This window comes from Variovorax sp. 38R, from assembly GCF_014843395.1.
Lineage (GTDB): Bacteria > Pseudomonadota > Gammaproteobacteria > Burkholderiales > Burkholderiaceae_C > Variovorax > Variovorax paradoxus_H.
In genome coordinates this window covers 4,461,471-4,487,798 of record NZ_CP062121.1, presented here as the reverse complement: position 1 = coordinate 4,487,798, position 26,328 = coordinate 4,461,471, and the positions used below count along the sequence as shown (strand labels likewise).

The 26,328-nt window shown below is 68.6% G+C and carries 27 protein-coding genes; 13 read left to right on the top strand and 14 right to left on the bottom strand.

Annotated features, from left to right (window positions below; translation table 11 throughout):
* Nucleotides 1-22 precede the first annotated feature (22 nt).
* Together IG196_RS20670 and IG196_RS20665 are read left to right on the top strand one after the other, a co-directional pair.
* Entirely contained in the window at nucleotides 23-493 is a 471-nt protein-coding gene (locus tag IG196_RS20670) for a (2Fe-2S)-binding protein (RefSeq protein WP_192192800.1), read from the top strand.
* Between the two features lie 164 nt (nucleotides 494-657).
* Nucleotides 658-1,389, top strand: a complete 732-nt coding sequence (locus IG196_RS20665) for a GntR family transcriptional regulator (protein WP_192192799.1) — start codon at nucleotides 658-660, stop codon at nucleotides 1,387-1,389.
* A gap of 9 nt (nucleotides 1,390-1,398) precedes the next feature.
* Here the strand turns inward: IG196_RS20665 and IG196_RS20660 are convergent, their stop codons facing one another.
* Nucleotides 1,399-2,265 (bottom strand): MurR/RpiR family transcriptional regulator, encoded by an 867-nt coding sequence (locus tag IG196_RS20660; RefSeq protein ID WP_192192798.1) that lies wholly within the window; start codon nucleotides 2,263-2,265, stop codon nucleotides 1,399-1,401.
* 136 nt (nucleotides 2,266-2,401) lie between these two features.
* Here IG196_RS20660 and IG196_RS20655 point away from each other — a divergent pair, with 136 nt between their 5' ends.
* The 3 genes from IG196_RS20655 to IG196_RS20645 are packed head-to-tail and all read left to right on the top strand — an operon-like array spanning nucleotide 2,402 to nucleotide 5,371.
* A complete protein-coding gene (locus tag IG196_RS20655) occupies nucleotides 2,402-3,736 on the top strand; it encodes an aspartate aminotransferase family protein (protein WP_192192797.1) in 1,335 nt (444 codons plus the stop codon).
* A 52-nt stretch (nucleotides 3,737-3,788) separates the two neighbouring features.
* Nucleotides 3,789-4,706 (top strand): transporter substrate-binding domain-containing protein, encoded by a 918-nt coding sequence (locus tag IG196_RS20650; RefSeq protein WP_192192796.1) that lies wholly within the window; start codon nucleotides 3,789-3,791, stop codon nucleotides 4,704-4,706.
* A 20-nt stretch (nucleotides 4,707-4,726) separates the two neighbouring features.
* Entirely contained in the window at nucleotides 4,727-5,371 is a 645-nt protein-coding gene (locus IG196_RS20645) for an aspartate/glutamate racemase family protein (RefSeq protein WP_192192795.1), read from the top strand.
* On the opposite strand, the gene IG196_RS20640 is transcribed toward IG196_RS20645, so the two are convergent.
* On the bottom strand, nucleotides 5,363-6,220 hold the full coding sequence (locus IG196_RS20640) for a hypothetical protein (protein WP_192192794.1): 858 nt from the start codon (nucleotides 6,218-6,220) through the stop codon (nucleotides 5,363-5,365). The genes IG196_RS20645 and IG196_RS20640 overlap by 9 nt on opposite strands.
* Nucleotides 6,221-6,376: 156 nt before the next feature.
* Between IG196_RS20640 and IG196_RS20635 the strand changes: the two genes are divergently transcribed.
* Complete coding sequence (locus tag IG196_RS20635) at nucleotides 6,377-7,201, top strand: undecaprenyl-diphosphate phosphatase (RefSeq protein ID WP_192192793.1); 825 nt, start codon at nucleotides 6,377-6,379, stop codon at nucleotides 7,199-7,201.
* Nucleotides 7,202-7,237: 36 nt separating this feature from the next.
* Here IG196_RS20635 and IG196_RS20630 read toward each other — a convergent pair whose 3' ends face one another.
* Nucleotides 7,238-8,047, bottom strand: coding sequence for an IclR family transcriptional regulator (locus IG196_RS20630; protein ID WP_192192792.1), 810 nt, complete (start codon nucleotides 8,045-8,047; stop codon nucleotides 7,238-7,240).
* 112 nt (nucleotides 8,048-8,159) lie between these two features.
* Here IG196_RS20630 and IG196_RS20625 point away from each other — a divergent pair, with 112 nt between their 5' ends.
* The 3 genes from IG196_RS20625 to azu all read left to right on the top strand — a co-directional run bounded on the left by IG196_RS20625 (nucleotide 8,160) and on the right by azu (nucleotide 12,045).
* Complete coding sequence (locus tag IG196_RS20625; protein WP_192192791.1) at nucleotides 8,160-9,134, top strand: Bug family tripartite tricarboxylate transporter substrate binding protein; 975 nt, start codon at nucleotides 8,160-8,162, stop codon at nucleotides 9,132-9,134.
* Nucleotides 9,135-9,144: 10 nt separating this feature from the next.
* On the top strand, nucleotides 9,145-11,493 hold the full coding sequence (locus IG196_RS20620; RefSeq protein WP_192192790.1) for a cytochrome P450/oxidoreductase: 2,349 nt from the start codon (nucleotides 9,145-9,147) through the stop codon (nucleotides 11,491-11,493).
* Between the two features lie 99 nt (nucleotides 11,494-11,592).
* The gene (azu, locus tag IG196_RS20615; RefSeq protein WP_192192789.1) at nucleotides 11,593-12,045 is read left to right on the top strand and encodes an azurin; all 453 of its coding nucleotides are present in this window, start codon (nucleotides 11,593-11,595) and stop codon (nucleotides 12,043-12,045) included.
* On the opposite strand, the gene IG196_RS20610 is transcribed toward azu, so the two are convergent.
* The 5 genes from IG196_RS20610 to IG196_RS20590 form a co-directional block, all read right to left on the bottom strand.
* On the bottom strand, nucleotides 12,038-13,858 hold the full coding sequence (locus IG196_RS20610; RefSeq protein ID WP_225616749.1) for an ATP-binding protein: 1,821 nt from the start codon (nucleotides 13,856-13,858) through the stop codon (nucleotides 12,038-12,040). The two genes, azu and IG196_RS20610, sit on opposite strands and share 8 nt — an antisense overlap.
* 20 nt (nucleotides 13,859-13,878) lie before the next feature.
* Entirely contained in the window at nucleotides 13,879-14,583 is a 705-nt protein-coding gene (locus IG196_RS20605) for a response regulator transcription factor (RefSeq protein WP_192192787.1), read from the bottom strand.
* Nucleotides 14,584-14,696: 113 nt separating this feature from the next.
* A complete protein-coding gene (locus IG196_RS20600; RefSeq protein WP_192192786.1) occupies nucleotides 14,697-15,509 on the bottom strand; it encodes an SDR family NAD(P)-dependent oxidoreductase in 813 nt (270 codons plus the stop codon).
* 103 nt (nucleotides 15,510-15,612) lie between these two features.
* A complete protein-coding gene (locus IG196_RS20595; RefSeq protein ID WP_099791208.1) occupies nucleotides 15,613-15,993 on the bottom strand; it encodes a YciI family protein in 381 nt (126 codons plus the stop codon).
* Nucleotides 15,975-17,273: an RNA polymerase sigma factor gene (locus tag IG196_RS20590; protein WP_192192785.1), complete on the bottom strand. Its 1,299-nt coding sequence runs from the start codon at nucleotides 17,271-17,273 to the stop codon at nucleotides 15,975-15,977. Before IG196_RS20590 ends, IG196_RS20595 begins: the two co-directional genes overlap by 19 nt.
* A 123-nt stretch (nucleotides 17,274-17,396) precedes the next feature.
* Between IG196_RS20590 and IG196_RS20585 the strand changes: the two genes are divergently transcribed.
* Nucleotides 17,397-17,921: an MOSC domain-containing protein gene (locus IG196_RS20585; RefSeq protein WP_192192784.1), complete on the top strand. Its 525-nt coding sequence runs from the start codon at nucleotides 17,397-17,399 to the stop codon at nucleotides 17,919-17,921.
* A gap of 4 nt (nucleotides 17,922-17,925) precedes the next feature.
* Here IG196_RS20585 and IG196_RS20580 read toward each other — a convergent pair whose 3' ends face one another.
* The 4 genes from IG196_RS20580 to IG196_RS20565 are packed head-to-tail and all read right to left on the bottom strand — an operon-like array spanning nucleotide 17,926 to nucleotide 22,471.
* The gene (locus IG196_RS20580) at nucleotides 17,926-18,732 is read right to left on the bottom strand and encodes an alpha/beta fold hydrolase (RefSeq protein ID WP_192197101.1); all 807 of its coding nucleotides are present in this window, start codon (nucleotides 18,730-18,732) and stop codon (nucleotides 17,926-17,928) included.
* A 2-nt stretch (nucleotides 18,733-18,734) separates the two neighbouring features.
* The gene (locus IG196_RS20575; protein WP_101489595.1) at nucleotides 18,735-19,574 is read right to left on the bottom strand and encodes a proteasome-type protease; all 840 of its coding nucleotides are present in this window, start codon (nucleotides 19,572-19,574) and stop codon (nucleotides 18,735-18,737) included.
* Nucleotides 19,575-19,602: 28 nt separating this feature from the next.
* Nucleotides 19,603-22,260: a DNA mismatch repair protein MutS gene (gene mutS, locus IG196_RS20570; protein ID WP_192192783.1), complete on the bottom strand. Its 2,658-nt coding sequence runs from the start codon at nucleotides 22,258-22,260 to the stop codon at nucleotides 19,603-19,605.
* A gap of 31 nt (nucleotides 22,261-22,291) precedes the next feature.
* Nucleotides 22,292-22,471, bottom strand: a complete 180-nt coding sequence (locus IG196_RS20565) for a hypothetical protein (protein WP_101489597.1) — start codon at nucleotides 22,469-22,471, stop codon at nucleotides 22,292-22,294.
* A 256-nt stretch (nucleotides 22,472-22,727) separates the two neighbouring features.
* On the opposite strand from IG196_RS20565, the gene IG196_RS20560 reads away from it, so the two are divergent.
* The 3 genes from IG196_RS20560 to corA all read left to right on the top strand — a co-directional run bounded on the left by IG196_RS20560 (nucleotide 22,728) and on the right by corA (nucleotide 24,687).
* Nucleotides 22,728-22,958 carry a polysaccharide deacetylase gene (locus IG196_RS20560; protein WP_192192782.1) on the top strand — a complete coding sequence of 77 codons (231 nt, stop codon included), beginning with the start codon at nucleotides 22,728-22,730 and terminating at the stop codon, nucleotides 22,956-22,958.
* Nucleotides 22,959-23,100: 142 nt separating this feature from the next.
* Complete coding sequence (locus IG196_RS20555) at nucleotides 23,101-23,667, top strand: hypothetical protein (protein ID WP_225616748.1); 567 nt, start codon at nucleotides 23,101-23,103, stop codon at nucleotides 23,665-23,667.
* Between the two features lie 33 nt (nucleotides 23,668-23,700).
* Nucleotides 23,701-24,687 carry a magnesium/cobalt transporter CorA gene (gene corA / locus IG196_RS20550; protein ID WP_192192780.1) on the top strand — a complete coding sequence of 329 codons (987 nt, stop codon included), beginning with the start codon at nucleotides 23,701-23,703 and terminating at the stop codon, nucleotides 24,685-24,687.
* A 132-nt stretch (nucleotides 24,688-24,819) separates the two neighbouring features.
* Here corA and IG196_RS20545 read toward each other — a convergent pair whose 3' ends face one another.
* Both IG196_RS20545 and IG196_RS20540 read right to left on the bottom strand, forming a co-directional pair.
* Nucleotides 24,820-25,665, bottom strand: a complete 846-nt coding sequence (locus IG196_RS20545; protein WP_192192779.1) for a siderophore-interacting protein — start codon at nucleotides 25,663-25,665, stop codon at nucleotides 24,820-24,822.
* A gap of 11 nt (nucleotides 25,666-25,676) precedes the next feature.
* Nucleotides 25,677-26,264 carry a PadR family transcriptional regulator gene (locus IG196_RS20540; RefSeq protein WP_192192778.1) on the bottom strand — a complete coding sequence of 196 codons (588 nt, stop codon included), beginning with the start codon at nucleotides 26,262-26,264 and terminating at the stop codon, nucleotides 25,677-25,679.
* Nucleotides 26,265-26,328: the final 64 nt, after the last annotated feature.

Sequence of the window (26,328 nt, the reverse complement as noted above, 5' to 3'; positions counted from 1 at the left end):
CCCAGAACAAGAAGGACATCCCATGACCACGACCACCACCACGCTGAAGATCAACGGCCAGACCGCCACCGTGAGCGCCGAGCCCGACACCCCGCTGCTGTGGGTGCTGCGCGGCGAGATGAAGCTCGTCGGCACCAAGTTCGGCTGCGGCAAGGCGCTGTGCGGCGCCTGCACCGTGCACCTGGACGGCGAGGCCGTGCGCTCCTGCGTCACCCCGCTCGAAGCCGTGGGCACGCGCGAGGTCACCACCATCGAGGGGCTGAAGGGCCGGGAGGCCGACGCCCTGCGCCAGGCCTGGACCGAGGTCGACGTGGTGCAGTGCGGCTACTGCCAGAGCGGCCAGCTCATGTCGGCCTGCGCGCTGCTCAAGACGACCCCGAAACCCAGCGACGACCAGGTCTCGGACGCCATGCGCGGCAACATTTGCCGCTGCGGCACCTACCCCCGGATTCGCGCCGCGATCCACCTGGCGGCCGAAACAGCGGGGCGGTAACGCGGAAACCGGGGTGATTGTTTACAGAAGTTAATAATTTTTCCGTAATTCTCGAAAAAGTCGCCAGAAAGGAATTTTTACGGAAATTGGGGATATGAAGCTTCGATACGCCGCCGTACCATCCGCGCGGCCCGCTTCGGGCCGCTCCCTGTTTCCGACTTTCGATGACCCCCCCAGATCCCTCGCGGACGCGCGTGCTGTCCGTGGCCGACACGCTGCGCACCCGCATCTTCGACGGTGCGATCGCCCCCGGCGCCCACCTCATGGAGATTTCGCTCGCCAACGAGCTTGGCGTGTCGCGCACCCCTGTGCGCGGCGCCATGGCGCGGCTGGCCGACGAGGGGCTGCTGGTCTACCACCCGCAGCGGGGTTTCCAGGTGCGCCGTTTCGACGCCAAGGACGTGTTCGACGCCTTCAGCGTGCGCGCCACGCTCGAAGGCATGGGCTGCCGCCTGCTCAGCGAGCGCGGCCTGGGCGGCGAGGCGCTGGCCGAACTGACGGCCATGGTCGACGAGCAGCACGCGCTGCTGCACGACAGCGGCGACTGGACCGACGAGCGCGCCGACCAGTGGCAGGACCTGAACCAGGCTTTCCACCACAAGCTGCTGTCGCTGGCCGACAACCGCTGGCTCAGCGAGGCCGTGCAGCGGGCCTGCCAGCTGCCGGTGATCTTCGACAGCCGCTCGCGCCCGCACAAGCGCGACGCCGCCATGCTGATGTACCGGCACGGCCAGGCGCTGCAGGCGCTGGAAGAGCACCGCTGCATCGTCGAGGCGCTCGGCCGGCAGGAAGCTGCCGGCGCCGAAGCGGCCATGCGCGAGCACATCAACGCCAACCGCGACCTGCTGGTGCTGTATCTGCGCCAGAGCGCCGGCCGCACCCGCGCGCTGGCCTGATTCCGTCTCTCAGCCGCCGCGCGCCACGGGCGCCATGAGGTAGGCCCCCGACTCGAACAGCTGCGCCTCGGCCTGGTCGATGCGCCGGATCACCGGCTTGCCCGCGCGGCTTGCGAGCAGTTCGACCAGCGCTTCCGTCACGGCCACGCCGGCCGCCACCGAGGGGAAGAACGAGGGGCTGTGGATGGTGAAGAGCAGCGTTTCGTCCGCCAGCAGCGACAGCGGCGAGGTCACGCTGTCGGTGATCGCCACGATGCGGCAGCCGGCCGCCTTCGCGGCCTGCGCCACCTGCAGCGCCTCGCGCGAGTAGGGCGCAAAGCTTGCCACCACCAGCGCGTCGCCCTTGGCGAAAGCGCGCTGCTGCATCTCGAGCGAGCCGCCCTGGCCGTCGACCAGGTGCACGCTGGTGCGAAAGAGCCGGTACACGTACACGAACGAGAACGCGATCGGAAAGCACGCGCGAAAGCCCGCCGCATGCACGGCCGGCGCCTTCTCCAGCAGCACGCAGGCCTTGAGCAGCGCCGGCCCGCTCTGCTGGTGCGTGAGCTCCAGGTTGCGCCGCTGCACCTCGAACATCTCGCCCGTCAGGCCCTGGTCGGCGGCGCGGCCGACCAGCTGCTTGGCGCGCACGCCATACGTTTCGGTGCCCAGGCCCATGTCAGCGGCGAAGGCCTCCTTGAGCTGTGGCCAGCCGTCGAAGCCCAGGTGCTGGGCGAAGCGCACCAGCGTGGCCGGCGTGCTCTGCGCGCGCGTGCCGACGTTGCGCATCGAGCCCGTGACCACCTCGTTGGGGTGGTCGAGCACGTAGCGCGCCACTTGCTGCAGGGCAGGGCTCAGTTCGTTGAAACGCTGGCGGATCTGTTCTCGGGCGCCCATGGCGGTGTCTCTTTTCTCGGGGTGTCTGGAACGAATGTACCGGAGCAGGGAAACCACGGGAGTTGACGGAACGAATGTTCCAAATAATAATTCGGCTGAAACGTTAGTTCCAACCCCAGTCCAGTTGCCAGCCGCCATGACGCACGTCTTCCACCGCCACCTTCGCCACACTCCGCCTGTTGCCGCCAGCGCGCAGGGCATGTTCATCCGCGACGCCGACGGGCACGCGTACCTCGACGCCTCGGGCGGCGCGGCCGTGTCCTCGCTCGGCCATGGCCACCCCGAGGTGATGGCGGCCATGCACGCGCAGATCGACACACTGGCCTACGCCCACACCAGCTTCTTCACGAGCGAGGTGGCCGAGCAGCTGGCCGACGAACTCATCGGTTCCGCTCCCGAAGGCATGAGCCACGTGTACCTCGTGAGCGGCGGCTCGGAGGCGGTGGAGTCGGCGCTGAAGATGGCGCGCCAGTACTTCGTGGAAATCGGCCAGCCGCAGCGCACCCACTTCATCGCGCGTCGCCAGAGCTACCACGGCAACACACTGGGCGCGCTCGCAGTGGGCGGCAACGCCTGGCGGCGCGAGCCCTTCGCGCCGATCCTCGTGCCGGCCACGCACGTCGCCCCGTGCTACCCGTACCGCGAGCAGCGCGCCGACGAAAGCGCCGAGCAGTACGGCCTGCGTCTGGCAGATGAGTTGGAGGCGGCCATCGTCGCGCAGGGCGCCGACCGCGTGATCGCCTTCGTGGCCGAGACCGTGGGCGGCGCCACCGCCGGTGTGCTCACGCCCGTGCCGGGCTACTTGAAGGCGGTGCGCGCCGTGTGCGACAAGTACGGTGTGCTGCTGATCCTCGACGAGGTGATGTGCGGCATGGGCCGCACCGGTTCGCTGCACGCCTGCGAGCAGGAGGGCGTGGCGCCCGACCTGATGACCATCGCCAAGGGCCTGGGCGGCGGCTACCAGCCGATCGGCGCGGTGCTCGCGCAGCGCAAGATCGTCGAAGCTATGTCGAAGGGCAGCGGCTTCTTTCAGCACGGCCACACCTACTTGGGCCACCCGATGGCCTGTGCGGCGGCGCTCGCGGTGCAGCAGGTGATCCGCCGCGACGGCCTCGTCGCCAAGGTGCGCGACGACGGTGTGGCTTTCGGCGCGATGCTGGCCGAGGCGCTGGGCGATCACCCGCACGTGGGCGACATCCGTGGCCGCGGCTTCTTCTGGGGCGTCGAGCTGGTGGCTGACCGCGCGAGCAAGCAGCCCTTCGACTCTTCGCTGAAGGTCCACGCGCGCCTCAAGCAAGACGCAATGGCGCGCGGCCTGCTGTGCTACCCCTTCGGCGGCACGGTCGACGGCCGCCAGGGTGATCACGTGCTGCTGGCACCGCCCTACATCGCCACGCGCGATCACCTGCACGAGATCGTCGCGCGGCTTGCGGCCTCGGTCGACGCGGTCACGCGCGGCGCGACGCGCTGAGCCACCGTCCCCCGTTCCCTTTTTCTTCAACCGCCGTCCCGAGGAGCGTTCCATGCCCCAGCTTCGTCTGTCGTTTTCCATCGCCGCAGCCGCTTTCGCGCTGGCCTGTGCCACGCTGCTGCCGACCACCGCCGCGCAGGCGCAGGCCGCCAACGACACGCTCGCCAAGATCAAGGCCAGCGGCGCCATCACCTTCGGCTACCGCGAGGCCTCGTTCGGCTTCTCGTACCTGGACGGCAACCTGAAGCCCGTGGGCTACAGCATCGAGATCTGCAACCGCATCGTCGAGGCGGTGAAGACCGAGCTGAAGCTGCCCGCCCTCGACATCAAGTACCAGGCCGTGACCTCGGCCAACCGCATCCCGCTGGTGCAGAACGGCACGGTGGACATCGAGTGCGGCTCCACCACCAACCTGGTCGAGCGCCAGTCGCAGGTGGCCTTCTCGCCGGACATCTTCCGCTACAACGTGCGCACGCTGGTGAAGGCCGATTCGGGCATCAAGAGCATTGCCGACCTGCAGGGCAAGACGGTGGTCACCACGGCCGGCACCACCTCGTTCCGCCTGCTGCGCGCGGCCGACAAGGGCCGCAGCCTCGAGGTGAACCAGCTCTCGGGCAAGGACCATACCGACTCGTTCCTGCTGGTCGAGAGCGGCCGTGCGCAGGCCTTCGTGCTCGACGACATCCTGCTCGCGGGCCAGATCGCCAACGCGCGCAATCCGAAGGACTTCGTCATCACCGGCGAGAGCCTGCGCACCGAGAACCAGTCGCTGATGTTCCGCAAAGACGACCCCGCCTTCAAGGCGCTGGTGGACCGCGTGGTCTCGGGCATGATGAAGTCCGGCGAGATGGACAAGCTCTACAGCAAGTGGTTCATGTCGCCGATTCCGCCCAAGGGCATCAACATCAACTACCCGCTCAATGCCGAGACGAAGGACGCGTTCGCCAACCCGTCGTCCAAAGGAATTTGAGCGCTTCGATTTCTGATTTCATGACACGCATCGCCCTCATCCACGCGCTCTCGCATTCCGTCGCCCCCATCAACGAAGCCTTCGCACGCGACTGGCCCGAGGCCGTGCGCATGAACCTGCTGGACGACAGCCTGTCGGCCGACCTGGCGCGTGACGGCAAGGGGCTCGACGCCGCGATGCACGAGCGCTTCCAGCGGCTGGCGCAGTACGCGGTGGACACGGGCGCGCGCGGCATCCTCTTCACCTGCTCGGCCTTCGGGCCGTGCATCGAGGCGGTGGCGCAGCGGCATGCGGGCATTCCGGTGCTCAAGCCCAACGAGGCCATGATCGAAGAGGCCGTGCAGGGTGAAGGACGCCTGGGCCTGATCGCGACCTTTGCGCGCACGCTGGAATCGATGCCGCCGGAGTTTCCCTCGGGCATGCCGCTCGAGCTGGCGTTGGCCGAGGGCGCGCTGGCCGCGCTCGATGCGGGTGATGCACAGCGCCACGATGCGCTCATCGCCGAGCAGGCCGCGGCACTGCGCGCGCGCGGCTGCACGCGCATTGCTCTGGCTCAGTTCAGCATGGCGCGGGCGCGTGGCGCCTGCGAGGCAGCCAGTGGCTTGCCGGTGCTGACGACGGTCGACAGCGCGGTGCGTGCGCTGCGCCGTCGCGCTTCAGTGTGAGCCGCCGTTGCCGACGACCGTGACCAGCGTGGTCATCGCCACCTGTGCGGCTTCGCCGCGGCCCAGCGGGCGGCCCGGGCCGGCGTTGCCGCTGTCGGTTTCCAGGCCCTGCGCCAGGCGCCGGTAGATGTCCGACGAAGGCATGGTCGCCGCGGTGCCGAGCGCGTCGCAGTAGGTGTCGGTGAGCACGGCGGCCAGCCGTTCGCGCTCGGCGTCGGACAGCGGGGGCGCATCGGCCGCAAAGACCGACGCCACGCAGTGCATCAGGTAGGCCTGGGTTTCGAGCGAGAAGGCCTGCTGGCGCACGTAGTCTTCCACCGCGTGCCAGAAGAGGGTGTCGGAGGTGCGGCGCCAGCTTTCGAGCACCTTGCGCGACTTGGCGACCAGGTCGGCGTGCGCGTCGTGCGGTTCGGCCGGGCGCAGCGCCAGGCCCTGCAGCGTGAGCGCGGCCACCGGACCGGCCGCGCCGAGCAGGAAGCTCCAGAACTTCCAGCGCGCAAACCATTTCTTGTCGTGGGCCGGGCCCAGCGGCTCCAGCAGCCGGAAGTCGATGCACAGGGCGGCGTCGGCCTGCAAGCCGGAGGCCATGCGGTCGGCCTCTACGTGGCCCTGCGCGACGATGCAGGCGCTGGCGCCGCAGCGGTCGATGTCGGCCAGGCGCTGCGTCAACTGGCGCAGTTCGTAGGCCGAGGCGCCGGTGGCTTCGGCCACGCGCAGCATGCCGTGGCACTGCTCCCGCTCCCGCTGGCAGGGGCTCTTGAGTCGGTCTTCGACATGGTCGTCGAGCGTCGAGGGGCGTTCTTCAGCGACGCAGTCCTCGAGTTCACTCCCGGTGGTGAACGTTGACATGGATGCTCCTTCGGCCGCAGGTGAATAACTGTTACCAATATGTATTAATGCGCCGACGTCGAACATCACCTGAACTAGGTATTTCCTGCGGCCGAGGGCCTGAGCAGGACCTGACCGGAGGCCTCGCGATAATTGCCGCTCTTACAAGGAGTACGCGTGGATATCGTTTTGCTGGTCAAGGCCGCTGTCATGGGCATCGTGGAGGGTCTGACCGAGTTCCTGCCGATCTCGTCGACCGGCCACCTCATTCTTGCGGGCTCGCTGCTGGGCTTCGACGACGCCAAGGCCAAGGTGTTCGATATCGCCATCCAGACCGGCGCGATCTTCGCGGTGATCCTGGTCTATTGGCAGAAGATCCATTCGACCGTGGTGGCGCTGCCGCGCCAGCCCAAGGCGCGCCGGCTGGTGCTGAACGTCGTCATCGGCTTCCTGCCCGCGGTGGTGCTGGGCCTGTTGTTCGGCAAGATGATCAAGGCGCACCTGTTCATTCCGACGGTGGTGGCGAGCACCTTCATCATCGGCGGCTTCATCATCCTGTGGGCCGAGAAGCGCCCGCCGGGCTCGGTGCGCGTCGAACATGTCGACGACATGACGCCCTGGGACGCGCTCAAGGTCGGCCTGGTGCAGTGCTTCGCGATGATTCCGGGCACCAGTCGCAGCGGCTCGACCATCATCGGCGGCATGCTGCTGGGCCTGTCGCGCCAGGCGGCGACCGATTTCTCGTTCTTCCTGGCGATTCCAACGCTCATCGGCGCGGGTGCCTACAGCCTGTACAAAGAGCGCGCGCTGCTGTCGGTGGCCGACATTCCGATGTTCACGGTGGGCCTGGCCTTCTCGTTCATCAGCGCATGGCTGTGCGTGCGCTGGCTGCTGAAGTACATCAGCACGCACAACTTCATTCCGTTTGCGTGGTACCGCATCGCCTTCGGCATCGTCGTGCTGGCCACGGCGTGGACCGGCACGGTGGTCTGGGCAGAGTAAATCTGCCCGCTGCCTTCGGGCAGCTCCGGCTTTGCCTCAGGCCGCCGCGCCCAGCAGCGCGCCGGCGGCCTTCGCCTCCCGCCGCACGGCGATGGCGATTGGCCCGTCGATCGACGGGTCGAACCCGCCCGTGGCACCCAGTGCGGTGATCACGGCGCACACCCTTCCCGCGTAGTCGTACACCGGCGCCGCCACGGCGCTGATGCCGCGCAGGTAGGTGTCCTTCACGATGGCGCAGTGCGCCTGCTGCACTTCGCGGCGCAGCGTGCCGATGGGGTCGGCCGCATCGAGCAGCGCACGCATGTCCGCGGTGGCTTCGGCCAGTTCCTGTTCGGCCAGTGCGACCACACGCGACTCGTCGAGCAGGCCCAGAAAGGCGCGGCCGGTGGCCGACCACAGCATCGACATCACCGAGCCGGCGCGCACGTTCACCGTGACCGGCAGGCCCGGCTCCTCGAAGCGCACGATGGTCGGGCCCTTGTTGCCCATCACCGCCACGAAGCAGGTCACCTCCAATGATTCGCGCAGGCGGATCAGGCAAGGCTCGGCCGCGCGGATCGGGTCGGCCTGGCGCATGGCGGCCAGCCCGATCTGGATCGCCTCGGGGCCCAGGTAGTAGTGCTGCGAGGTGGTGTCCTGGCGCACCAGGCTTTCTTCCATCAGGCTCGCAAGGTAGCGGTGCACCTTGGCCGGGCTCTCGCCCACGTGGGTGGCCAGGGCCGTGAGGCTGCTGCGCCCGCCCAGGTGCGCCAGGCCCTTGAGCACGGCCATGCCGGTCTCGGCGGACTGCACGCGCTGGCGGCGCTCGCGGGGAGGGGAAGAAGGAGCTTCGGCGGGGGAGGTCATGTCCTCGGCATCTTAGGTGGCGGCCCAGTCGGCCGGGTAAACCCGCGGATCGGATATTACGCAATGCGTATTATAATTACGCAATACACAATATCCACTCCGGAGACACCCGATGAAGATGCACTTCGCCCGCGGCCTTGCGGTCCTGTCCCTCGCTGCCCTGGCCACTGCCGCCAGCGCCCAGACCGCTTTCCCCGCCAAGCCGATCCGCTGGCTCGTGCCCTACGCGGCCGGCGGCGGCTCCGACTTCCTCGCGCGCACCGTCGCCCAGACGCTGTCGACCCAGGTTGGCCAGCCGGTGCTGGTGGACAACAAGCCGGGCGGCAACACCGCGCTGGCCGCCGCTGAAACCGCACGCGCGCCGGCCGACGGCTACACCGTGCTCTCGGCCGACAACGGCACGCTGGTGTTCAACCCCGCGCTGTACAAGTCGCTGAGCTACAGCCCCACCAAAGACCTGGCCCCCGTCACGCTCATGGGCAAGTTCCCGATGATCCTGGTGGTCGGCGCCAACTCGGGCTTTGCCAGCGCCAAGGACTTCATCGCGCAGGCCAAGGCCAAGCCGGGCGGCATCAACTACGCCTCGGCCGGCGCGGGCAGCCCGCACCACCTGGCAATGGAGCTGCTGAAGGTCGAGGCCAAGCTCTTCATGGTCCACGTGCCGTACCGCGGCGCAGCACCCGCGCTGGCCGACGTGGTCGGCGGACAGCTCCCGGCCATGATGGTCGACATGGCCGCCGGCGCCGGCTTCATCAAGGGCGGCAAGGTGCGCGCGCTGGCCGTGGCCAACCCCACGCGCCTGCCGCAGCTGCCCGACGTGCCCACCTTCGCCGAGCTCGGCTACAAGAACGTCGAGGCCGCCGCGCTGGTCGGCGTGGTGGTGCCCGCGGCCACGCCGGCCGACGTGGTGAACACGCTCAACCGCCAGCTGGTGGCGGCCATCCACGAGCCCTCGGTGAACAAGCGCATGGTCGACTTCGGCGTCGAGCCCGTGGGCAACACGCCCGCGCAGTACACCGAGCTGCTGAAGGCCGAGACCGCGCGCTGGCACAAGCTGATCCGCGACCTGAAGATCACGCTCGACTGAGTCTGCAGCCATGTCCGACACCGCCATGCCTTCTCGCACTTCCGGCTGCCCCGTCGCGCACGGGGCGCTCTCGTCGCACAGCACGCCCACCGGCTGCCCCGTAAGCCAGCGCGCCGCCGAGTTCGACCCCTTCGAAGACGGCTACCAGCAAGACCCGCCCGAGTACGTGCGCTGGGCCCGTGAGCAGGAGCCGATCTTCTACAGCCCCAAGCTGGGCTACTGGGTGATCACGCGCTACGACGACATCAAGGCGGTGTTCCGCGACAACCTCACCTTCAGCCCGTCGAACGCGCTGGAGAAGATCACGCCCACCGGCGACGAAGCCAATGCCGTGCTCGCAAGCTACGGCTTTGCGCTCAACCGCACGCTGGTGAACGAGGACGAGCCGGCCCACATGCCGCGCCGCCGCGCGCTCATGGACCCGTTCACGCCCGAGGCGCTGAAGCACCACGAGCCGCTGGTGCGCGAACTGGCGCGCAGCTATGTCGACCGCTTCATCGACGACGGCCGTGCCGATCTCGTCGACCAGATGCTGTGGGAAATTCCGCTCACAGTGGCGCTGCACTTTCTCGGCGTGCCCGAGGAAGACATGGACACGCTGCGCCAATATTCCATCGCGCACACCGTCAACACCTGGGGCCGCCCCAAGCCCGAAGAGCAGGTCGCTGTGGCGCATGCCGTCGGCAACTTCTGGCAGTACGCCGGCAAGGTGCTCGACAAGATGCGCCAGGACCCCGATGCACCGGGCTGGATGCAGTACGGCATCCGCAAGCAGATGCAGCACCCCGAGGTCGTCACCGACTCGTACCTGCACTCGATGATGATGGCCGGCATCGTCGCCGCGCATGAGACCACCGCCAACGCCACCGCCAATGCCGTGAAGCTGCTGCTGCAGCATCCGCAGGTGTGGCAGGAACTGTGTGACGACCCCGGCCTCATTCCCAATGCGGTGGAAGAGTGCCTGCGCCACAACGGCTCGGTGGCCGCCTGGCGCCGGATCGTCACGCAAGACACGCAGGTCGGCGGCGTCGACCTGCCGGCGGGCTCGCGCCTGTTGATCGTCACCTCGTCGGCCAACCACGACGAAGGCCACTTCGCCGATGCCGACCTGTTCGACATCCGCCGCGACAACGCCAGCGACCACCTGACCTTCGGCTACGGCTCGCACCAGTGCATGGGCAAGAACCTGGCGCGCATGGAGATGCAGATCTTCCTGGAGGAGTTCACGCGCCGCCTGCCGCACATGCGCCTGTCGGAACAACGCTTCAGCTACGTGCCCAACACCTCGTTCCGCGGGCCCGAGCACCTGTGGGTCGAGTGGGACGCGCGCGCCAACCCCGAGCGCGCCAACGCGGGCCTGCGCGACGTGCAGGTGCCCGTGCGCATCGGCGAGCCGTCGGCGCACGCCATCGCGCGGCCCGTGATGGTCGAGCGCGTGACGCCGGTGGCCGACGGCATCGTGCGGCTGCGCCTGGTGTCGCCCGACGGCAAGCCGTTGCCGCGCTGGACGCCGGGCTCGCACATCGACGTCGAATGCGGCACGCCCGAGCTGTCGCGCCAGTACTCGCTGTGCGGCGACCCCGACGAAGCCCACGCGCTGGAGATCGCCGTGCTGCACGAGCCCGAAGGCCGCGGCGGCTCGGCCTGGGTGCATGCGAACGTGAAGGTGGGCGACCGCCTGCGCATTCGCGGCCCGCGCAACCACTTCCGGCTCGACGAGTCGCTCGCGAAGGCGATCTTCATCGCCGGCGGCATCGGCATCACGCCCGTGAGCGCGATGGCGCGACGCGCGAAGGCGTTGGGCATGGACTACGCGCTGTACTACAGCGGCCGCAGCCGCGCCACCATGGCCTTCGTCGACGAGCTGGCCGCACTGCATGGCGAACGCCTGCACGTGCATGCAGCCGACGAAGGCCGGCGCAACGACCTGCGTGCGTTGCTCGCGACGCCCGTGCCCGGCGCACAGGTGTATGCCTGCGGCCCGCTGCGCATGCTTGAAGCGCTCGAAGACTGCTGCGCCGCGTGGCCCGAGGGCGCGTTGCGCGTGGAGCATTTCGAATCGACGCTGGCCACGCTCGACCCGTCGAAGGAACATGCCTTCGAGGTGGAGCTGAAAGACTCCGGCCTCGTCATCACCGTGCCGCCCGACCAGACCTTGCTGACGGCGCTGCGTGCCGCCAATGTCGATGTGCAGAGCGACTGCGAAGAAGGGCTGTGCGGTTCGTGCGAAGTGCGCGTGCTGGCCGGCAAGGTCGATCACCGCGACGTGGTGCTCACGCGCAGCGAGCGCGATGCGAACACGAAGATGATGGCTTGCTGTTCGCGTGCATGCGAAGGGCGGTTGGTGCTCGAACTCTGAGGCTTTCGCGGCGCGCATTGATCCATCGCAAGTGTTCCGCGGCATGCCCACCGCACAGTGGGGCGTGCCGAATCGGCACCTCACCGAAGGAACCATGTGATGAAGACGAGAACCACCGCGGCCCTGCTTTTCACGGCGCTGCTGGCCGGCCCCGTGCTGGCCACCACCTGCGACATCGAGATCGAAGGCAACGACGCGATGCAGTTCAACAAGACCGCCATCGCGGTCCCGGCCAGCTGCAAGCAGTTCACCGTGAAGCTCAAGCACGTCGGCAAGCTGCCCAAGGCTTCGATGGGCCACAACTGGGTGTTGAGCAAGGCCGCTGACGCACCAGGCGTGGCGGCGGACGGCATCGGTGCGGGGTTGGACAAGGCCTATGTGAAACCGGGCGATGCGCGCGTCATCGCGCATTCGAAGGTCATCGGCGGCGGCGAGACCGATGCCGTGAGCTTCGATGTGGCCAAGCTCAAGGCCGGCGACAGCTATGCGTGGTTCTGCTCGTTCCCCGGACACGCGTCGCTCATGAAGGGCACGCTGGCGCTGGTCAAGTAGCCGCACCGCCCAAAGGCATCAGCAGCACCACCTGCGTGTCGCCCGGCTGCGACTGCAACTGAAGCTCCGCGCCCAGGCGGCGCGCCCGCGCCTGCAAATTGCGCAAGCCCGCGCCGCCGCTCACGCTGTGAACCGCGAAACCGTGGCCGTCGTCGCGCACACTGAGCTGCAGTTCGGCGCCCGCGCGCGCCACCGTCACGTCCACGCGTCGGCCTGCGCTGTGCTTGAGCACGTTGGTCAGCGCCTCCTGCAGGAAGCGCATGAGGTCCAGGCTCTGCGAAGGCGCTAGTTCGAGGGTGTCGATGCCCGAGACCTTCCAGCGGCAGTCGATGCCGTTGGCGTCGAGCAGTTGCGCACTGCGGTAGCGCAGCGGCGCGAGCAGCTCGCCGAGTGCGCGCGCACCGTCGTCGCGGCCGGTGGCATCGATGATCAGCCGCAGGTCGTCGCGCAGGCTCTTGAGCATGGCCAGCAGCTGCGGGGCGCTGAGGTTGTCGGGCGTGCGCTCCAGCGTCGCGATGCTGCCCACGAGCATGCCGCCGAGGCCGTCGTGCAGGTCGCTCACCAGGTTCACGCGCTCGCCGATGCGCGCGTGCGCCAACTCGAGTGCGTGCTGTTGCGCGAGCGTGGCCGCCAGCTCGGCCTTGGCGGCGTTCACTTCCTCGATCAACTCGGTGTTGAAGTTCTCGATGCGCTTCAGGCTCTGCACGAAGCGCCCGGCTTGCGTGAGCGCCATGCCCAGCAGCAGCACGTACGAGGACATGGTCGTGTAGTAGATGTTGCTGTCGATCACCTGCGTGAACACCAGCAGGTCGTGTGCGCCCGTGAGCGCCGACACCGCCATGAACGGCGCGAGCGAACGCATCGGGCTGCCGCGGTAACGCAGTGCATGGAAGATGCCGGCGCTGTTCACCCCGATGATCGTGAGGCCGCCCATCAGGGTCCAGATCGCCCGGTGGGTGGGCAGGCTCGCGGTACCTGCAAACCACAGGTCGAGCACGCCGATCGTTGCCACCGCGAACGCCGCGATTTCGAGGCGCGGCAGGCGCCGCTCCGCAAATCGCAGCACGAACACGCCATACGACATGCTGAAGAACAGCAGCAGCGAGGTGTTCAGCGCCTGCCAGCTGTGGTTGCTGGCGAAGGGCCAGGGGCTGGTGGCGATCTGGTTGTAGCCGAACAGCAGCCACAGCACCGACATCGCGGCGAACCAGCCGTAGGCCGTCTCGCGCCGGCGCAGCAGCCACCACGCCGCGAAGAAGGCCGACACCGCGGCGCTGGTCGCGAGGCCGAACACCTGCAGGTCGCGCCGCATGAGCTGCTCGCGGCCGAACTCCGCCTGCATGGCCGCGGGCGTGCCCAGGCTGACCGGCCCCAGCCCGGCTTGGTAGGCCGACAGGCCCGACACGCGCACCAGCAGCGTGTTGGTGCCGGCGCGCAGCTGCGGCGCGGCCAATAACCAGTAGCGCGGCGAGTTCCATGCGCGCGTGAGCGGCTCGACCAGGCTGCGGTCGCGCCAGATCGTGGTGCCGTTGAGCGACACCTCGCCGGCCATGTTCAAGTAGTGCAGCAGCAATCCCGACTCGGTCACCGGCGCGGGCTGCTCCCAGGTCAGCCGGTACCAGACCACGCCGTCGAAGCCGGGCCAGCGCGTGGCCCAGCTGTCGGGCAGGGCGACGGGCGTCCAGCCGTCGGCGGGTGGAGCGGTGTCGTCCCAGCCGGTGCCGCGTGCGGCTTCGGCGCGCAGTTCGGGAACCCCAGGTGTTTGTGCGTGTGCGCTGCCCGTCGAGAGCAGCAGCCACAGGGCCCACAGCATGAGGCCCGCGAAGACGAACCTCAGCGCAGCAGGCCTTGCCTTCGACCCTGGTAGATCGCCTCGGTGCGCGAGTTGACGGCCAGCTTGCGGTAGATGTTCTTGGTGTGGCATTCCACGGTCAGTCTGGAGATCGACAGCGCTTCCGCCATGTCGCGGTTGCTCATCCCTTGCGACACGAGCTCGAGGATTTTGCGCTCGCGCGGCGTGAGTGCGACGGGGGCCAGCGTCGGCTCGTCGAAGGGCGGTGGCGGGGCGGGCAACTGCGCCGCCACCCAGCCGAGGATGCGTCGCGCGATGGCCGGGTCGATCGGTGCGCCGCCTTGCTCGATGCTGCGCAGCGCGATGCTGAGCTCCAGGTCGTCGCGTTCCTTCAGCAGGTAGCCGATGGCGCCGGCACGCAGCGCGGCAAAGATCACGGCCTCGGTGCGCCAGGCCGAGATCACCACCGCGGGCACGAGCGGGCGGTGCACATGCATCCAGTCGATCAGGTCGACACCGCTGCCGTCGGGCAGGCCGATGTCCACCAGTGCCACGCCGAAATGCTGCTGCTGCTCCAGCAGCGAGCGGGCGGCGGCCACGCTGTCGGCCCAGGCGATCTGCGGCTCGTCGCAGCCCAGCGTCGAGAGCACGTACGCCAGCCGCTCGCGCATCGCCGGATCGTCTTCGACGACCAGCGCAGGGCTCAGCGAGACCACTTCAACGTCTTCCAGAAGAGGGGCAGACATAGGACGACATTTTTGAGCCGTGGTGTACGTGGTGCAACGTTTTTTCTTAAATGAAACGACTGTTTCTAAAGTTCCTATTTGTATCTTGATGTTAATTCAAAGCGCCGACAACCCTAATCGAGGATGACCCCTCCGCTCAGGTTGACTATTGCCCCCGTCATGGCCCCGGCCAGCGGCGAGGCCAGGAACACGGCGGTGGCCGCGAACTGGTCCAGCGAGGGCAAGCGTTCGACCAGCAGGCCCTCGGGCCGCTCGGCCAGCATCTGCGCGACCGTGAGGCCCATGCGCTCGGCGGCCGGGCGAAACACCTCGCCGCTGTGCGAGCCCGCGGCCGCCGCCTCGGGAATGGCGTGCGAGCGGATGCAGGCGGTGCGGATGCGAAAGGCTGCCAGTTCGCCCGCCATGTGGCGCGCGAGCCCCTCCACGCCGGCGCAGGCCACGGCATGCCCGAGGTACCCGGGACCGGGTAGGCGGGAGGCCGGCGTCGACACCGACAGGATCACGCCCCCGCCGCGCGCCGCCATGTGCGGCGCCACGGCCTTGGCGGTGAGGAAGTTGCTGCGCGTGTAGGCATGGACGGGGACGAAGTAGTCCTCCAGCGACAGCTCGGCCAGCGGCCGGCCCTGCACGTGGAAGATGCCGACGGCGTTGAACGCGAGGTCGATGCCGCCGGCCTGCTCGGCGACCTCGGCCGCGTGGCGCAGCATGGCGGTTTCGTCCAGCGCATCGACCACCGCGGCCTGTGCGTGGCCGCCGGATGCGGTGATGTCTTGCACCACCGCATCGAGCTTGTCGCGGCGGCGGCCGGTGACGAACAAATGGGCGCCTTCGCGCGCAAAGGCACGGGCTACGGCACCGCCGAGGGCTCCGCTGCCGCCGTGGATCACGGCGCAGCGGTCTTTCAAAGACAGAACGTTCGAGGGCATGGGCGTTTCTCCTTGGAGTGAGTGGCGCCCGCGACATGCAGGCGCTCGTTCCAAGGACGGCGCAGGCCCCACCGATCCGACAGTGCGGCGTGTTTTTTTCTTCTCAGACTTGCGGAATGCGCGGCGCGATCACGCCCGGGTCGTACCAGGTGACCGGACGGATCTCGAACACGCCGCCCTCGAAGTCCAGCCGCCGCGCCGCATGCCGCGCCTCTTCGAGCGACTCGCACTCGACGATGTAGAGGCCCATCAGCTGCTCCTTCGTCTCGGCGAAGGGCCCGTCGGTCACCAGCGGGTGGGCGGCGCCGGCGTGCCGCACCGTGGTGGCGGTGTCTGGCATCAGGCGCAGCACGGTGCCGAGCCGACCCGCGGCCTGCAGCTCGTCGCGCAGGTCGGTGTGGCGCTCGAGCATCTCGTCTTCGACCTCGGGCGCCCAGCCGGCCGCTGCAGCTTCGGAACCGTAGATCAGGATGGAATAGAGCATCGTTCGTCCTTTGCGTGGAGGGTGTCGGAAGCGGGGTCCGCACGGAGGCGGTCGAGCAGCAGGCGGATGTGCGCGGCTTCGGCGGCGGTGCGGGCCAGCGCGAGCGCGTCGGCAAAGGCGCGGCGCGCCTCGTCGGCGCGGCCCAGTTGCGTCAGCAGGCCGCCGCGCAGGCCGTGGAAATGAAAGTACGCCGACAGAGGAACCGCCAGCGCATCGACCATCGCCAGCGCCGCCTCGGGCCCGCGCACCTTCGCCACAGCCACCGCGCGGTTGAGCGTTACCACGGGCGAGGGCTGCAGCCGTTCGAGCCCGGCGTAGAGCCGATCGATCTCGGCCCAGTCGGTGTCGGCCGCGCGTGCAGCCCGCGCGTGTGTGGCCGCGATGGCCGCCTGCAGTTGATAAGGTCCGATGCGGCGCTGGCGCAGCGCGGCGTCGAGCAGCGCCAGGCCTTCGTCGATCGCCTCGCGATGCCAGCGTGTGCGGTCCTGGTCTTCGAGCAGCACGATCATGCCGTCGGCGTCGAGCCGCGCCTCGGCGCGCGCGTGCTGCAACAGCAGCAGGGCGCACAGGCCGGCGGCCTCGGGCTCGTCGGGGAACAGCGCGCACAGCAGGCGCGCGAGCCGGATCGCCTCTTCGCACAGCGCGGCGCGCACATGGGCCGTGCCGCCGCTGGCCGCATAGCCTTCGTTGAACAGCAGGTAGACCACCGCGCCCACGGCCGCCAGCCGCTCGCCGCGTTCGCGCACACCGGGCGCATCGAAGGACAGGCCGGCCGCGGCCACGCGCTGCTTGGCGCGCGTGATGCGCTGTTCCATCGCACGCTCGCCGACGAGGAAGGCGCGCGCGATCTCCGGCACCGAAAGTCCCGAGACGATGCGCAGTGCGAGCGCGATCTGTTGCGCGAGCGGCAGTGCGGGGTGGCAGCAGACGAAGAGCAGGCGCAGCACGTCATCGCGGTAGTGCGACTGGTCGAGCTGTTCGGCGAGGTCGGTATCGAGGGCCGCGTCCGCGTCGCCGTCATCGCCTCCAGGCAGCGGATCGTGCCGGTCGCGCCGCCGCAGCTCGTCGAGCGCTGCGTTGCGCCCCACGAGGATCAGCCACGCCAGCGGATCGTCGGGCGGGCCGTGCTCGGGCCAGTGCCGCAGCGCGCGCAGGCTGGCTTCCTGGAAACCTTCCTCGGCCGTGTCCAGGTCGCGGAAGTAGCGCAGCAGCGCCGCCACCGCGCGCGGGCGCGCGGCGGTCAGCGTGGTGGCGATCCAGCTCAGCTCGGTGGTGGTCATCGTCGGCGCGGTGCGGTGTCGCTTCTGTTCCTTCGACGGAGGAAGGTTCAACCCCAAGGACGCGCCAGTATGCGGCGGGCCGACAGCAGCGCGCAAAAAAAGTCCGCGTGGACAATGCGGCGCATGCCCGACCTCCACGCCCTGACCCGGCAGTTCCCGCACCCTGGCCGGCTCGACGCCATCCTGCTGCGCCCCGCACGGCGTGCGCCTGTCGAATCGGTGACGGAGGTGCTGGCGATCGAAGCGCTGGGCCTGGCAGGCGACCGCAGCAGCGCCGGGCGCGGCGGTGGCAAGCGGCAGGTCACGCTGATCCAGGCGGAGCACCTGCCGGTCATCGCGGCGCTCGCGCAGCGCATGGAGGGTGTCGACGCCGGCCTGCTGCGCCGCAACCTCGTCGTATCGGGCCTGAACCTGCTGGCGGCGCGGTCGCTGTTTCGCGACCAGCCGCTGGTGCTGGCGCTCGGGCCCGATGTGCTGCTCGAGATCACCGGGCCCTGCGAGCCTTGCTCGCGCATGGAAGAACTGCTGGGCGCCGGTGGCTACAACGCCATGCGCGGGCATGGCGGCGTGACGGCGCGGGTGCTGCGTGGCGGTCTGCTGCGCGTCGGCGATGTTGTCGCCTGCCGCGTGGGCAGTGACACCGCCTGAATCACTACATCAGGTTGCGCAGCGAAGCCTCGATGGCCGCCGCAGTGGCCAGCGGCTTTTCCATCGGAAACAGGTGGCTGCCGTCGAGCATGGTGATGCGGCCCTTGGTGACCTGCTCGGTCATCGCCATGCCGACCTGCTTCATCTCGACCGACTGGCGTCCGCCGATGAACGCCACCTTGCACTTCAGCGGATGGCGGCGCAGCAGCCCGCCCAGCGTGTGGGGCAGGGTGTTGTAGATGGCGGTTTCCACGTCGCGGTCGAAGCTCAGGGCGCGCGTGTCTTCGCTGTCGAAGGTGCCGTGGTCGATGTAGTCGTGCAGCACCTGCTCGTCCCACTTCGCGAATGCCTTCTTGCTGCGGAAGTGCTCGAACACCGCCTCGCGGTGCTCCCAGCTGTTGCGGCGCTTGCGGCTGGTGGCGCCGGGCGACATGCTCTTCATGAACGGCGTGCGCTTGACCACGTTGAGCGTGTTCGCGCGCCAGCCGCCGAGGATCGGCGAATCGATCAGCAGCACGCCGCGCGCCAGCTCGGGGTGGCGCGCCGCGCACATCAGGCTCAGGAAGCCGCCCAGCGAATGGCCGATGAGGAACACCGGGCCGCCCGCGCGGTCGGCGCGCAGCTTGGCGAAGTCGGCCAGCTGCTGCACCAGGTGCGGCCAGTTGTCGGTGACGGGGTACTTCGGGTCGTGCCCGAATTTCTCGATGGCGTCGACCTCGAAGCCCCGGTTGCGAAGGCTGTCGAGAACGACGCGGTAGGTGCTCGCCGGAAAGCTGTTGCCGTGCGAAAAGATGACAGGAGGCACGGACAGTTTCAGATGAGCTTTTCGTCGGGGGTCGAGATTTTTCGCAGCGGGCTGTGGCGCGTGGCCGGCATCCGCAGCGGGTGGTCGGTGACGCTGTCGTCCCACACCGGGTCTTCGATGCTGTCGAACACTTCGCGCAGCTTCTGGCCCCAGCTGTTGTGCATCATGCGGTAGTAGGGGTTGTCGGCGTCGATGCAGATCACGCGGTCGGTCTCGAGCTTGTTGGCCTCGTACACCACCAGGTCGAGCGGCAGGCCCACGGACAGGTTCGACTTCATGGTCGAGTCCATCGACACCAGCGCGCACTTGGCGGCTTCGTCGAGCGGCGTCTCGGGTGTGAGCACGCGGTCGAGCACGGGCTTGCCGTACTTCGATTCGCCCACCTGGAAGTAGGGCGTCTCGGTGGTCGCTTCGATGAAGTTGCCTGCGGCGTAGACCAGGAACAGGCGCATGCCTTCGCCCTTGACCTGCCCGCCGAAGATGAACGACACGTTGAAGTCGAGGCCCGCATGCTTGAGCGCCTCGGCGTCGCGGTCGTACACGTGGCGCACGGCCGAGCCCAGCACGCGCGCGGCGTCGAACATGCTCTTGGCGTTCCAGATGGTGATGGGGTCGCCCTGCGAGCCGTCTTCGCGCGTTTCGCGCAGCTCTTCGATCTGCAAAATTTCGCGCACCGACTGCGAGATGCTCAGGTTGCCCGACGACAGCAGCACCATGACGCGATCGCCCGGCTGCTCGTAGACGATCATCTTGCGGAAGGTGCTGATGTGGTCCACGCCCGCGTTCGTGCGCGAGTCGGAGAGAAACACCAGGCCGGCGTTGAGTTTGATGCCTACGCAATAAGTCATGGGTTCGCCTTGCAGGAACTGGGCCCGCTCATGCGGTACTGCGTTCACGTGCGTTCAGTTTCTGGAGGGCATAGAGCGCGTCGAGGGCTTCGCGCGGGCTCATGGTGTCCGGGTCGAGGGCAGCCAGCGCGGATTCTACGGCGCTGACCATGGGGGTTTCGGCGGCGGGCGGGGGCGCGAACAGGTCGACCTGCGCACGCGTTTGCGCATGCTGCGATTCGAGTGCGTCGAGCGCCTGTCGCGCATGGTTGACCACCGCGGCGGGCATGCCTGCGAGGCGCGCCACCTGGATGCCGTAGCTCTTGCTGGCCGGGCCTGGCTGCATCTCGTGCAGGAACACGATGTCGCGGCCCGACTCGGTCGCGCTCACGTGCATGTTCACGGCGCCGTGGTGCGTGGCCGGGAATTCGGTGAGCTCGAAGTAGTGGGTCGCGAACAGCGTGAAGGCCTTGCTGCGGTCGTGCAGCTGCGCCGCGATGCCGGCCGCCAGCGCCAGGCCGTCGAAGGTGCTGGTGCCGCGGCCGATTTCGTCCATCAGCACCAGCGACTGCGCCGTGGCGCTGTGCAAAATCTGCGCGGCCTCGGTCATCTCGAGCATGAAGGTCGACTGCGCGTTGGCCAGGTCGTCGGCCGCGCCGATGCGCGTGTGAATGGCATCGATCGGCCCGAGGCGGCAGGCCGTGGCCGGCACGTGCGAGCCGATGGACGCCAGCAGCACGACGATGGCCACCTGCCGCATGTAGGTCGACTTACCGCCCATGTTCGGGCCGGTGATGATTTGCATGCGCTGCTGCGGCCCCATCTGCGTGTCGTTGGCAATGAAGCTGCCCGACGACTTCTCGGCCAGCCGCGCCTCCACCACCGGGTGGCGGCCCTGCTGGATCTCGATGCATGGGTGCGACACGAACGTCGGCGCGCGCCAGTTCAGCGTGTGCGAGCGTTCGGCCAGCGCGCACAGCGCGTCGAGCGCGGCGATGCCGCCGGCCAGTTGCGTGAGCGCGGGCACCGACGGCTGCAGCGCGTCGAGCAGCTGTTCGTACAGCCACTTCTCGCGCGCCAGTGCGCGGTCTTGCGCGCTCAGTGCCTTGTCTTCAAAAGCCTTCAGCTCGGGCGTGATGAAGCGCTCGGCGTTCTTCAGCGTCTGGCGGCGGCGGTAGTTGTCGGGCACCTTCGAGAGCGCGCTTTGCGTCACCTCGATGTAGAAGCCGTGCACGCGGTTGAACTGCACGCGCAGGTTGCTGATGCCGGTGCGCTCGCGCTCGCTGATTTCGAGCTTGAGCAAAAAGTCGTCGCAGTTCTCGCTGATCTCGCGCAGCTCGTCGAGCTCGGCGTCGTGGCCGGTGGCGATCACGCCGCCGTCGCGCACCAGCGCCGACGGGTCGGGCTTGACCGCGCGCACCAGCAGGTCGGCGCAGCCGGGCGGCGGTGCGAGGCGTTCGGTGATCTGCGCCAACAGCGCCGCGGCGCCCGGCAGCAGCGGCGCCAGCTGCTCGGCCTTCGACAGCGCGAGCTGCAGCGCCACGAGTTCGCGCGGGCGCACCTGGCGCAGCGCGATGCGGGCTGCGATGCGTTCCACGTCGCTCGTGTTCTTCAGCTGCTCGCGCAGCGTGCGCCAGGGCGCGGCGGTGGCGCCGGGCCCGGGGGACTGCAGCGCACCGATGGCGTCGAGCCGGCCCTGGGCTTCGCTGCGATCGCGGCGCGGCGAGAGCAGCCAGCGCTTCAGCAGTCGGCTGCCCATGCCCGTCATGCAGGTGTCGAGCAGCGAGAACATCGTGGGCGAGTCTTCGCCGCGCAGCGTCTGCACCAGCTCGAGGTTGCGGCGCGTGGTGGGCGGCAGCTCGATCAGGTCGCCGTCGCGCTCCACCGACAGGCGCTGCACGTGCGACAGCGCGCGGCCCTGCGTGTGCTCGGCATAGCCCAGCAGCGCGGCGGCGGCGGCGTGCGCGTTGCCGAGCGATTCGGCGTTCCACGCCGCAAGGCTGTGGCTGCCCATCTGCTCGCTGAGCTTGCGCTCGCCCAGGCCCGGGTCGAACTGCCAGGCCGGACGCAGCGACAGCGTGAACGGCACGGCCGCGCGCGCGGCCTTCAGGCGCTGCTCGAAAGCGGGCGTGACCTCGGCGCTGTACAGCAACTCGCTCGGCGCGATGCGCGCGATCCAGGTTTCGAGCGCATCGGCCGGGCACTCGGCCAGCCGCAGCTCGGCGCCCGTCACGCTGAGCCAGGCGAGGCCGCAGAAATTGCGCGTGCCCGCATGCACGGCGAGCAGCAGCGAATCGCTCTTGTCGTTGAGCAGTTCCGAGTCGGTCAGCGTGCCGGGCGTGACCACCCGCACCACCTTGCGCTCGACCGGCCCCTTGCTGGCACCGACCTCGCCCACCTGCTCGCAGATGGCGACCGATTCGCCGAGCTTGATGAGCCGCGCGAGGTAGGTGTCGACCGAGTGGAAGGGCACGCCGCACATCAGCACCGGCTGCCCGGCCGACTGGCCGCGCTGGGTGAGCGTGATGTCGAGCAGGCGCGAGGCCTTTTCGGCGTCGGCCCAGAACAGTTCGTAGAAATCGCCCATCCGGTAGAACAGCAGCGTGTCCGGATGGTCGGCTTTGAGGCCCAGGTACTGCACCATCATGGGCGTGTGCCCGGAGAAGTCGCTGGAAGAGGGGGCGGGGTGGGCAGTCGTCGTTTTCACTCGGGGATTATCGGGGACGGGCGGACGGGGATCAGCCGACGGTCAGCGTGACCGGCTTGCCGATGCGGTTGAGCATTTCGACCCGCGCGTCGTCGATCTGCTTCTGCGATGCGGCCTGCAGGCGGCGGGCCTTGGCCGGCGCAAAACCCAGTTCAAGGAAGAGGTTGGCACCCGGCGGGGAGACGTGGCGGATGGCGGTGTCGGTCTTCATGGTCTGTTTTCCTGGGAGAGATCGCCGGATGGTCATGTGCTTCTGTTCTGGTCTGGACGGCATTGTCCAGACGGCCCGCGCAGCATCGCGCCCCGAAACACCTTTCCGGCTCCGAGGATGTGAACTTTGTGGGGAACTGACGCGGTTCGATGGCGCATCGTGGGTGCCGCTCAGAACTTTGAATCCGGAAGTTGCATCCGAGCGTAGTCACGCGCATGACTGCGCGGGCGCATAAGAACTTTGGAGGGAGACCCCAGTGAGCTTCGAGGACATCCGGAACCGATTTCAGGTACCAGCCCGCAAGGGCGCCAGGGTGCTGGCGCGCGGGCAGCCCGGCACCGTGACCACCGTGCGGGGGCTCACGCTGCGCGTGCGGCTGGACGGCATGCGTTGGTCGCAGCCGTACATGCCGGACGAACTGCAATGGCTGCCGGCCGATGCGCCCGAGGCGCCCCAAGCGGACGCGGAGGCCGAACCCGACGACTGACGCGGCCGGGCGCGGGCGGCGGCTCGCGTCGCGGCTCCTAAAATCGCCCGGCGCAAACCCCGCGTGAAGAACAAAGGCGCCCATGGCCCCGTCGGATGAAATCAAAGGCCCTGCAGCGGACGCGCTCCCGGACACCGCCACCTTGCCCGCTGAACTCGCGGCGCTGTATCTGTGCATGTCGCCGGCCCAGCTGGCGGACCTGCGCAAGTCGAAACGGCCCGAAGGGCGCCCGGGCGCAAGCAACGGCCCGTCCGTCATCCGGCCCGTCGACGGCACAGGCGGCGCCAAGGACCCGGCGCTCTACCAGCTCGGCACGCTGCGCGAATTTGCCAAGGCGAACGCCGCCCCTTCCGCCTTCGACACCGCGTTGAACACCGGCATGCTGGGCTGGGTCAGCGCCAAGCTGCCTTTCTTTGCCGAGCGCGAGCCTCGCATCAAGCGCGGCAAGCGCGTGCTCATCGGCGGCGCTTGGGACCGGGCCGATCCGCTGCGCGAGCAGCGCTTCGTCGCGCTGGCCAAGGGCCGCATCCGCTTCACGTCGCTGACGTGTGCCGAAGCCGCGGCGAGCCTGTGGGCCGATGTGGCCAGCCACCGCGCACTCGCCGACCAAGGGCTGGCCCTGCTCAACCGCGAGACGCAGGCCATCGAGGCCTCACTGGTCGAGACCGCCGCCCTGGCCGCGACCGCACCGACCGATGCGGCCGCCTGAGTTCATTCCAAGTTCGAAGAGGGAAGCGTCCCGATGCTGATCAATTGCGTGGCCTATGAAAACGGCGCCAAGCTCGCCGACATTCCCGTCGAGGACATCAGCGAGTACATCTCCCGGGCCGGCTGTTTCGTCTGGGTGGCGCTGAGCGACGCCACGCCCGAAGAGCTGGCCCAGATGCAGGACGAATTCGATCTGCACCCGCTGGCCGTCGAAGACGCCCAGCACGGCCATCAGCGGCCCAAAGTGGAGGAGTACGGCGACTCGCTCTTCGTCGTGATGCACCTGGTCGAGCCCTCGACAGAAGAAGGCGAGGGCGGGCACAGCGTGAACGTGGGCGAGGTCAACGTGTTCGTCGGCAAGAACTACGTGCTGTCGGTGCGCAACCGCAGCCAGCAGGGCTTTCTGGGTGTGCGCGAGCGCTGCGAGCGCGAGCCCGACCTGCTGCGCAACGGCGCGGGCTTTGTGCTCTATGCGCTGATGGACGCGGTGGTCGACCGCTACTTCCCGGTGATCGACGCGCTCGAGGTGGAACTCGAATCCATCGAGCAGCAGATCTTTGCCCAGGGCGGCGCGGCGCGCGACAAGATCAAGCAGCTGTATGACCTGAAGCGCCGCAGCCTCATTCTCAAGCGCGCGGTGGCGCCATTGGTGGAGGCAGCGGGCAAGCTGCACGGCGGGCGCGTGCCGCAGATCTGCGTGGGCACGCAGGAATACTTTCGCGACGTGGGCGACCACCTGGTGCGCATCAACGGCTCGATCGACGCGGTGCGCGACACCATCGCCACGGCGGTGCAGGTGAACCTCTCGATGGTCACCATCGAAGAGAGCGAAGTGACGAAGCGGCTGGCCGCCTGGGCCAGCATCTTCGCGGTGTGCACGGCGTTCGCGGGCATCTGGGGGATGAACTTCGAGCACATGCCGGAGCTGAAGTTTCGCTATGGGTATGCGATGGCGCTGGGGCTGATCGTCAGCACCTGCGGCTATCTGTACTACCGCTTCCGCCGCGTCGGCTGGCTTTGAGCGACTTTCTCCCTCCCCTTCCGGGGGAGGGTGGGGTGGGGGCTCGCGGCGCCTCAACCGTCAGCGGCTTTTCGCAGGCCGCTTGCCCCCATCCCAGCCTTCCCCCGGAAGGGGAAGGAGCAATACCAATACTCACTCGTCGTGGGTGTCGTGCGTCGCAACGGCACCGCGACGCCAATAACCCGACGCCCGAACCCACTTCGGGTTCGCACCGCGCTCACCCACGAGGTGCGCGCGCAGCGCCTTCGCAATCGCCGATTCGCATCCCACCCAGGCATGGAAGTCGCCAGCCGGCAGCGTCATCGCTTTCAGCGTGTCGACCAGCACCGGGCTCAGTCCCGGCGCGGCGCCTTGGCGGTGTACCCAGCGCAGCGTGAGGTCGGCCTGCGTCTCGAAGGGAATCTCGTCGGCCTCGCTGTCGACTTCCGCCAGCACCACCACGCGCGCACCGGCGGGCAGTTCGGCCAGGCGACGTGCGATCGCGGGCAGCGCGGTGTCGTCGCCGATCAGCAGGTGCCAGTCGAATTCGGTCGGCACGATGAACGAGCCGCGCGGGCCGCCCACGCCGACGATGTCGCCGGGCTTGGCCTGTTCGGCCCACTGCGTGGCGGGGCCGGCATCGTGCAGCGCGAAGTCGATCTCCAGCGTGTTGGCTTGCGCGTCGTGGCGGCGCGGCGTGTAGTCGCGCATGGCCGGGCGACCGCCTTCGGGCCACACGGGGCCGTCGGGGCCGGCGGTCGGCAGCGTGAGCTGGCCGGTGGCGGCATCGGGAAAGAACAGCTTCGCGTGGTCGTCGAAGCCGGGGCTCGTGAAGCCTTCGAGCGCGTCGCCGGTCAGCGTGATGCGGATCAGGTGCGGGGTCACGCGCTGCACGGTCTTCACCGTGAGTTGGCGAAAGTGCAGTTCGTGGCGCACGCGGCGCGGCGTGCGGTCGGGCGTGTTGGTAGCAGAGGAAGTGGTGGTGGTGAAGTCGGTCATTTCAGGTTGATTCAAATGCGTTCGAGCTGTTGTGCGGCGCTGTCGAGCACCGCGGCGAATTCGTGGGCTTGTTGTTCGGTGAGGGGGGCGCCGCCGAGGCGCAGGCGCATCGCGAGCTTGAGGTTCTCGATGGCGCGGGTGACTTGCGGGGGCCGTCCGGCGCGCGGGCCGGCGCCGTCCACGCCGCCCGCCATGCGGGCCATCATGGCGTCGGCCGTTTCGCGGTTGGCGGCCAGGAACTCCTGGCCGCTCGGCGTGATGCTGTAGCGCTTGCGACCGCCGACGTCGGCGGTTTCCACGCTCAGGTAGCCGAGTTCTTCCAGCAGCGTGAGCGTGGGGTAGACCACGCCGGGGCTCGGCGCGTAGGTGCCGCCCAGGCGGTCTTCGATCGCCTTGATGAGCTCGTAGCCGTGCGAGGGCTTGTCGGCAATGAGCTGCAGCAGCACGAAGCGCAAGCCGCCATGGCCGAACACCCGGCCCGCGCCGCCGCCGCGTCCGCCGCGCAGCCCGCGGCCGCCCCCCGAGAGGCCGTCGTCGTGTTCGCCGCGCGGGGCGTGGCAGTGGTGAGGGTGGTGCGGGGCGTGGTGGGTGTGGCGCATGGGGTGGTCTTTCTTGATCGTGTCTGAAACTATTCTAGATATATCTAAATAGAGGGCAAGACAG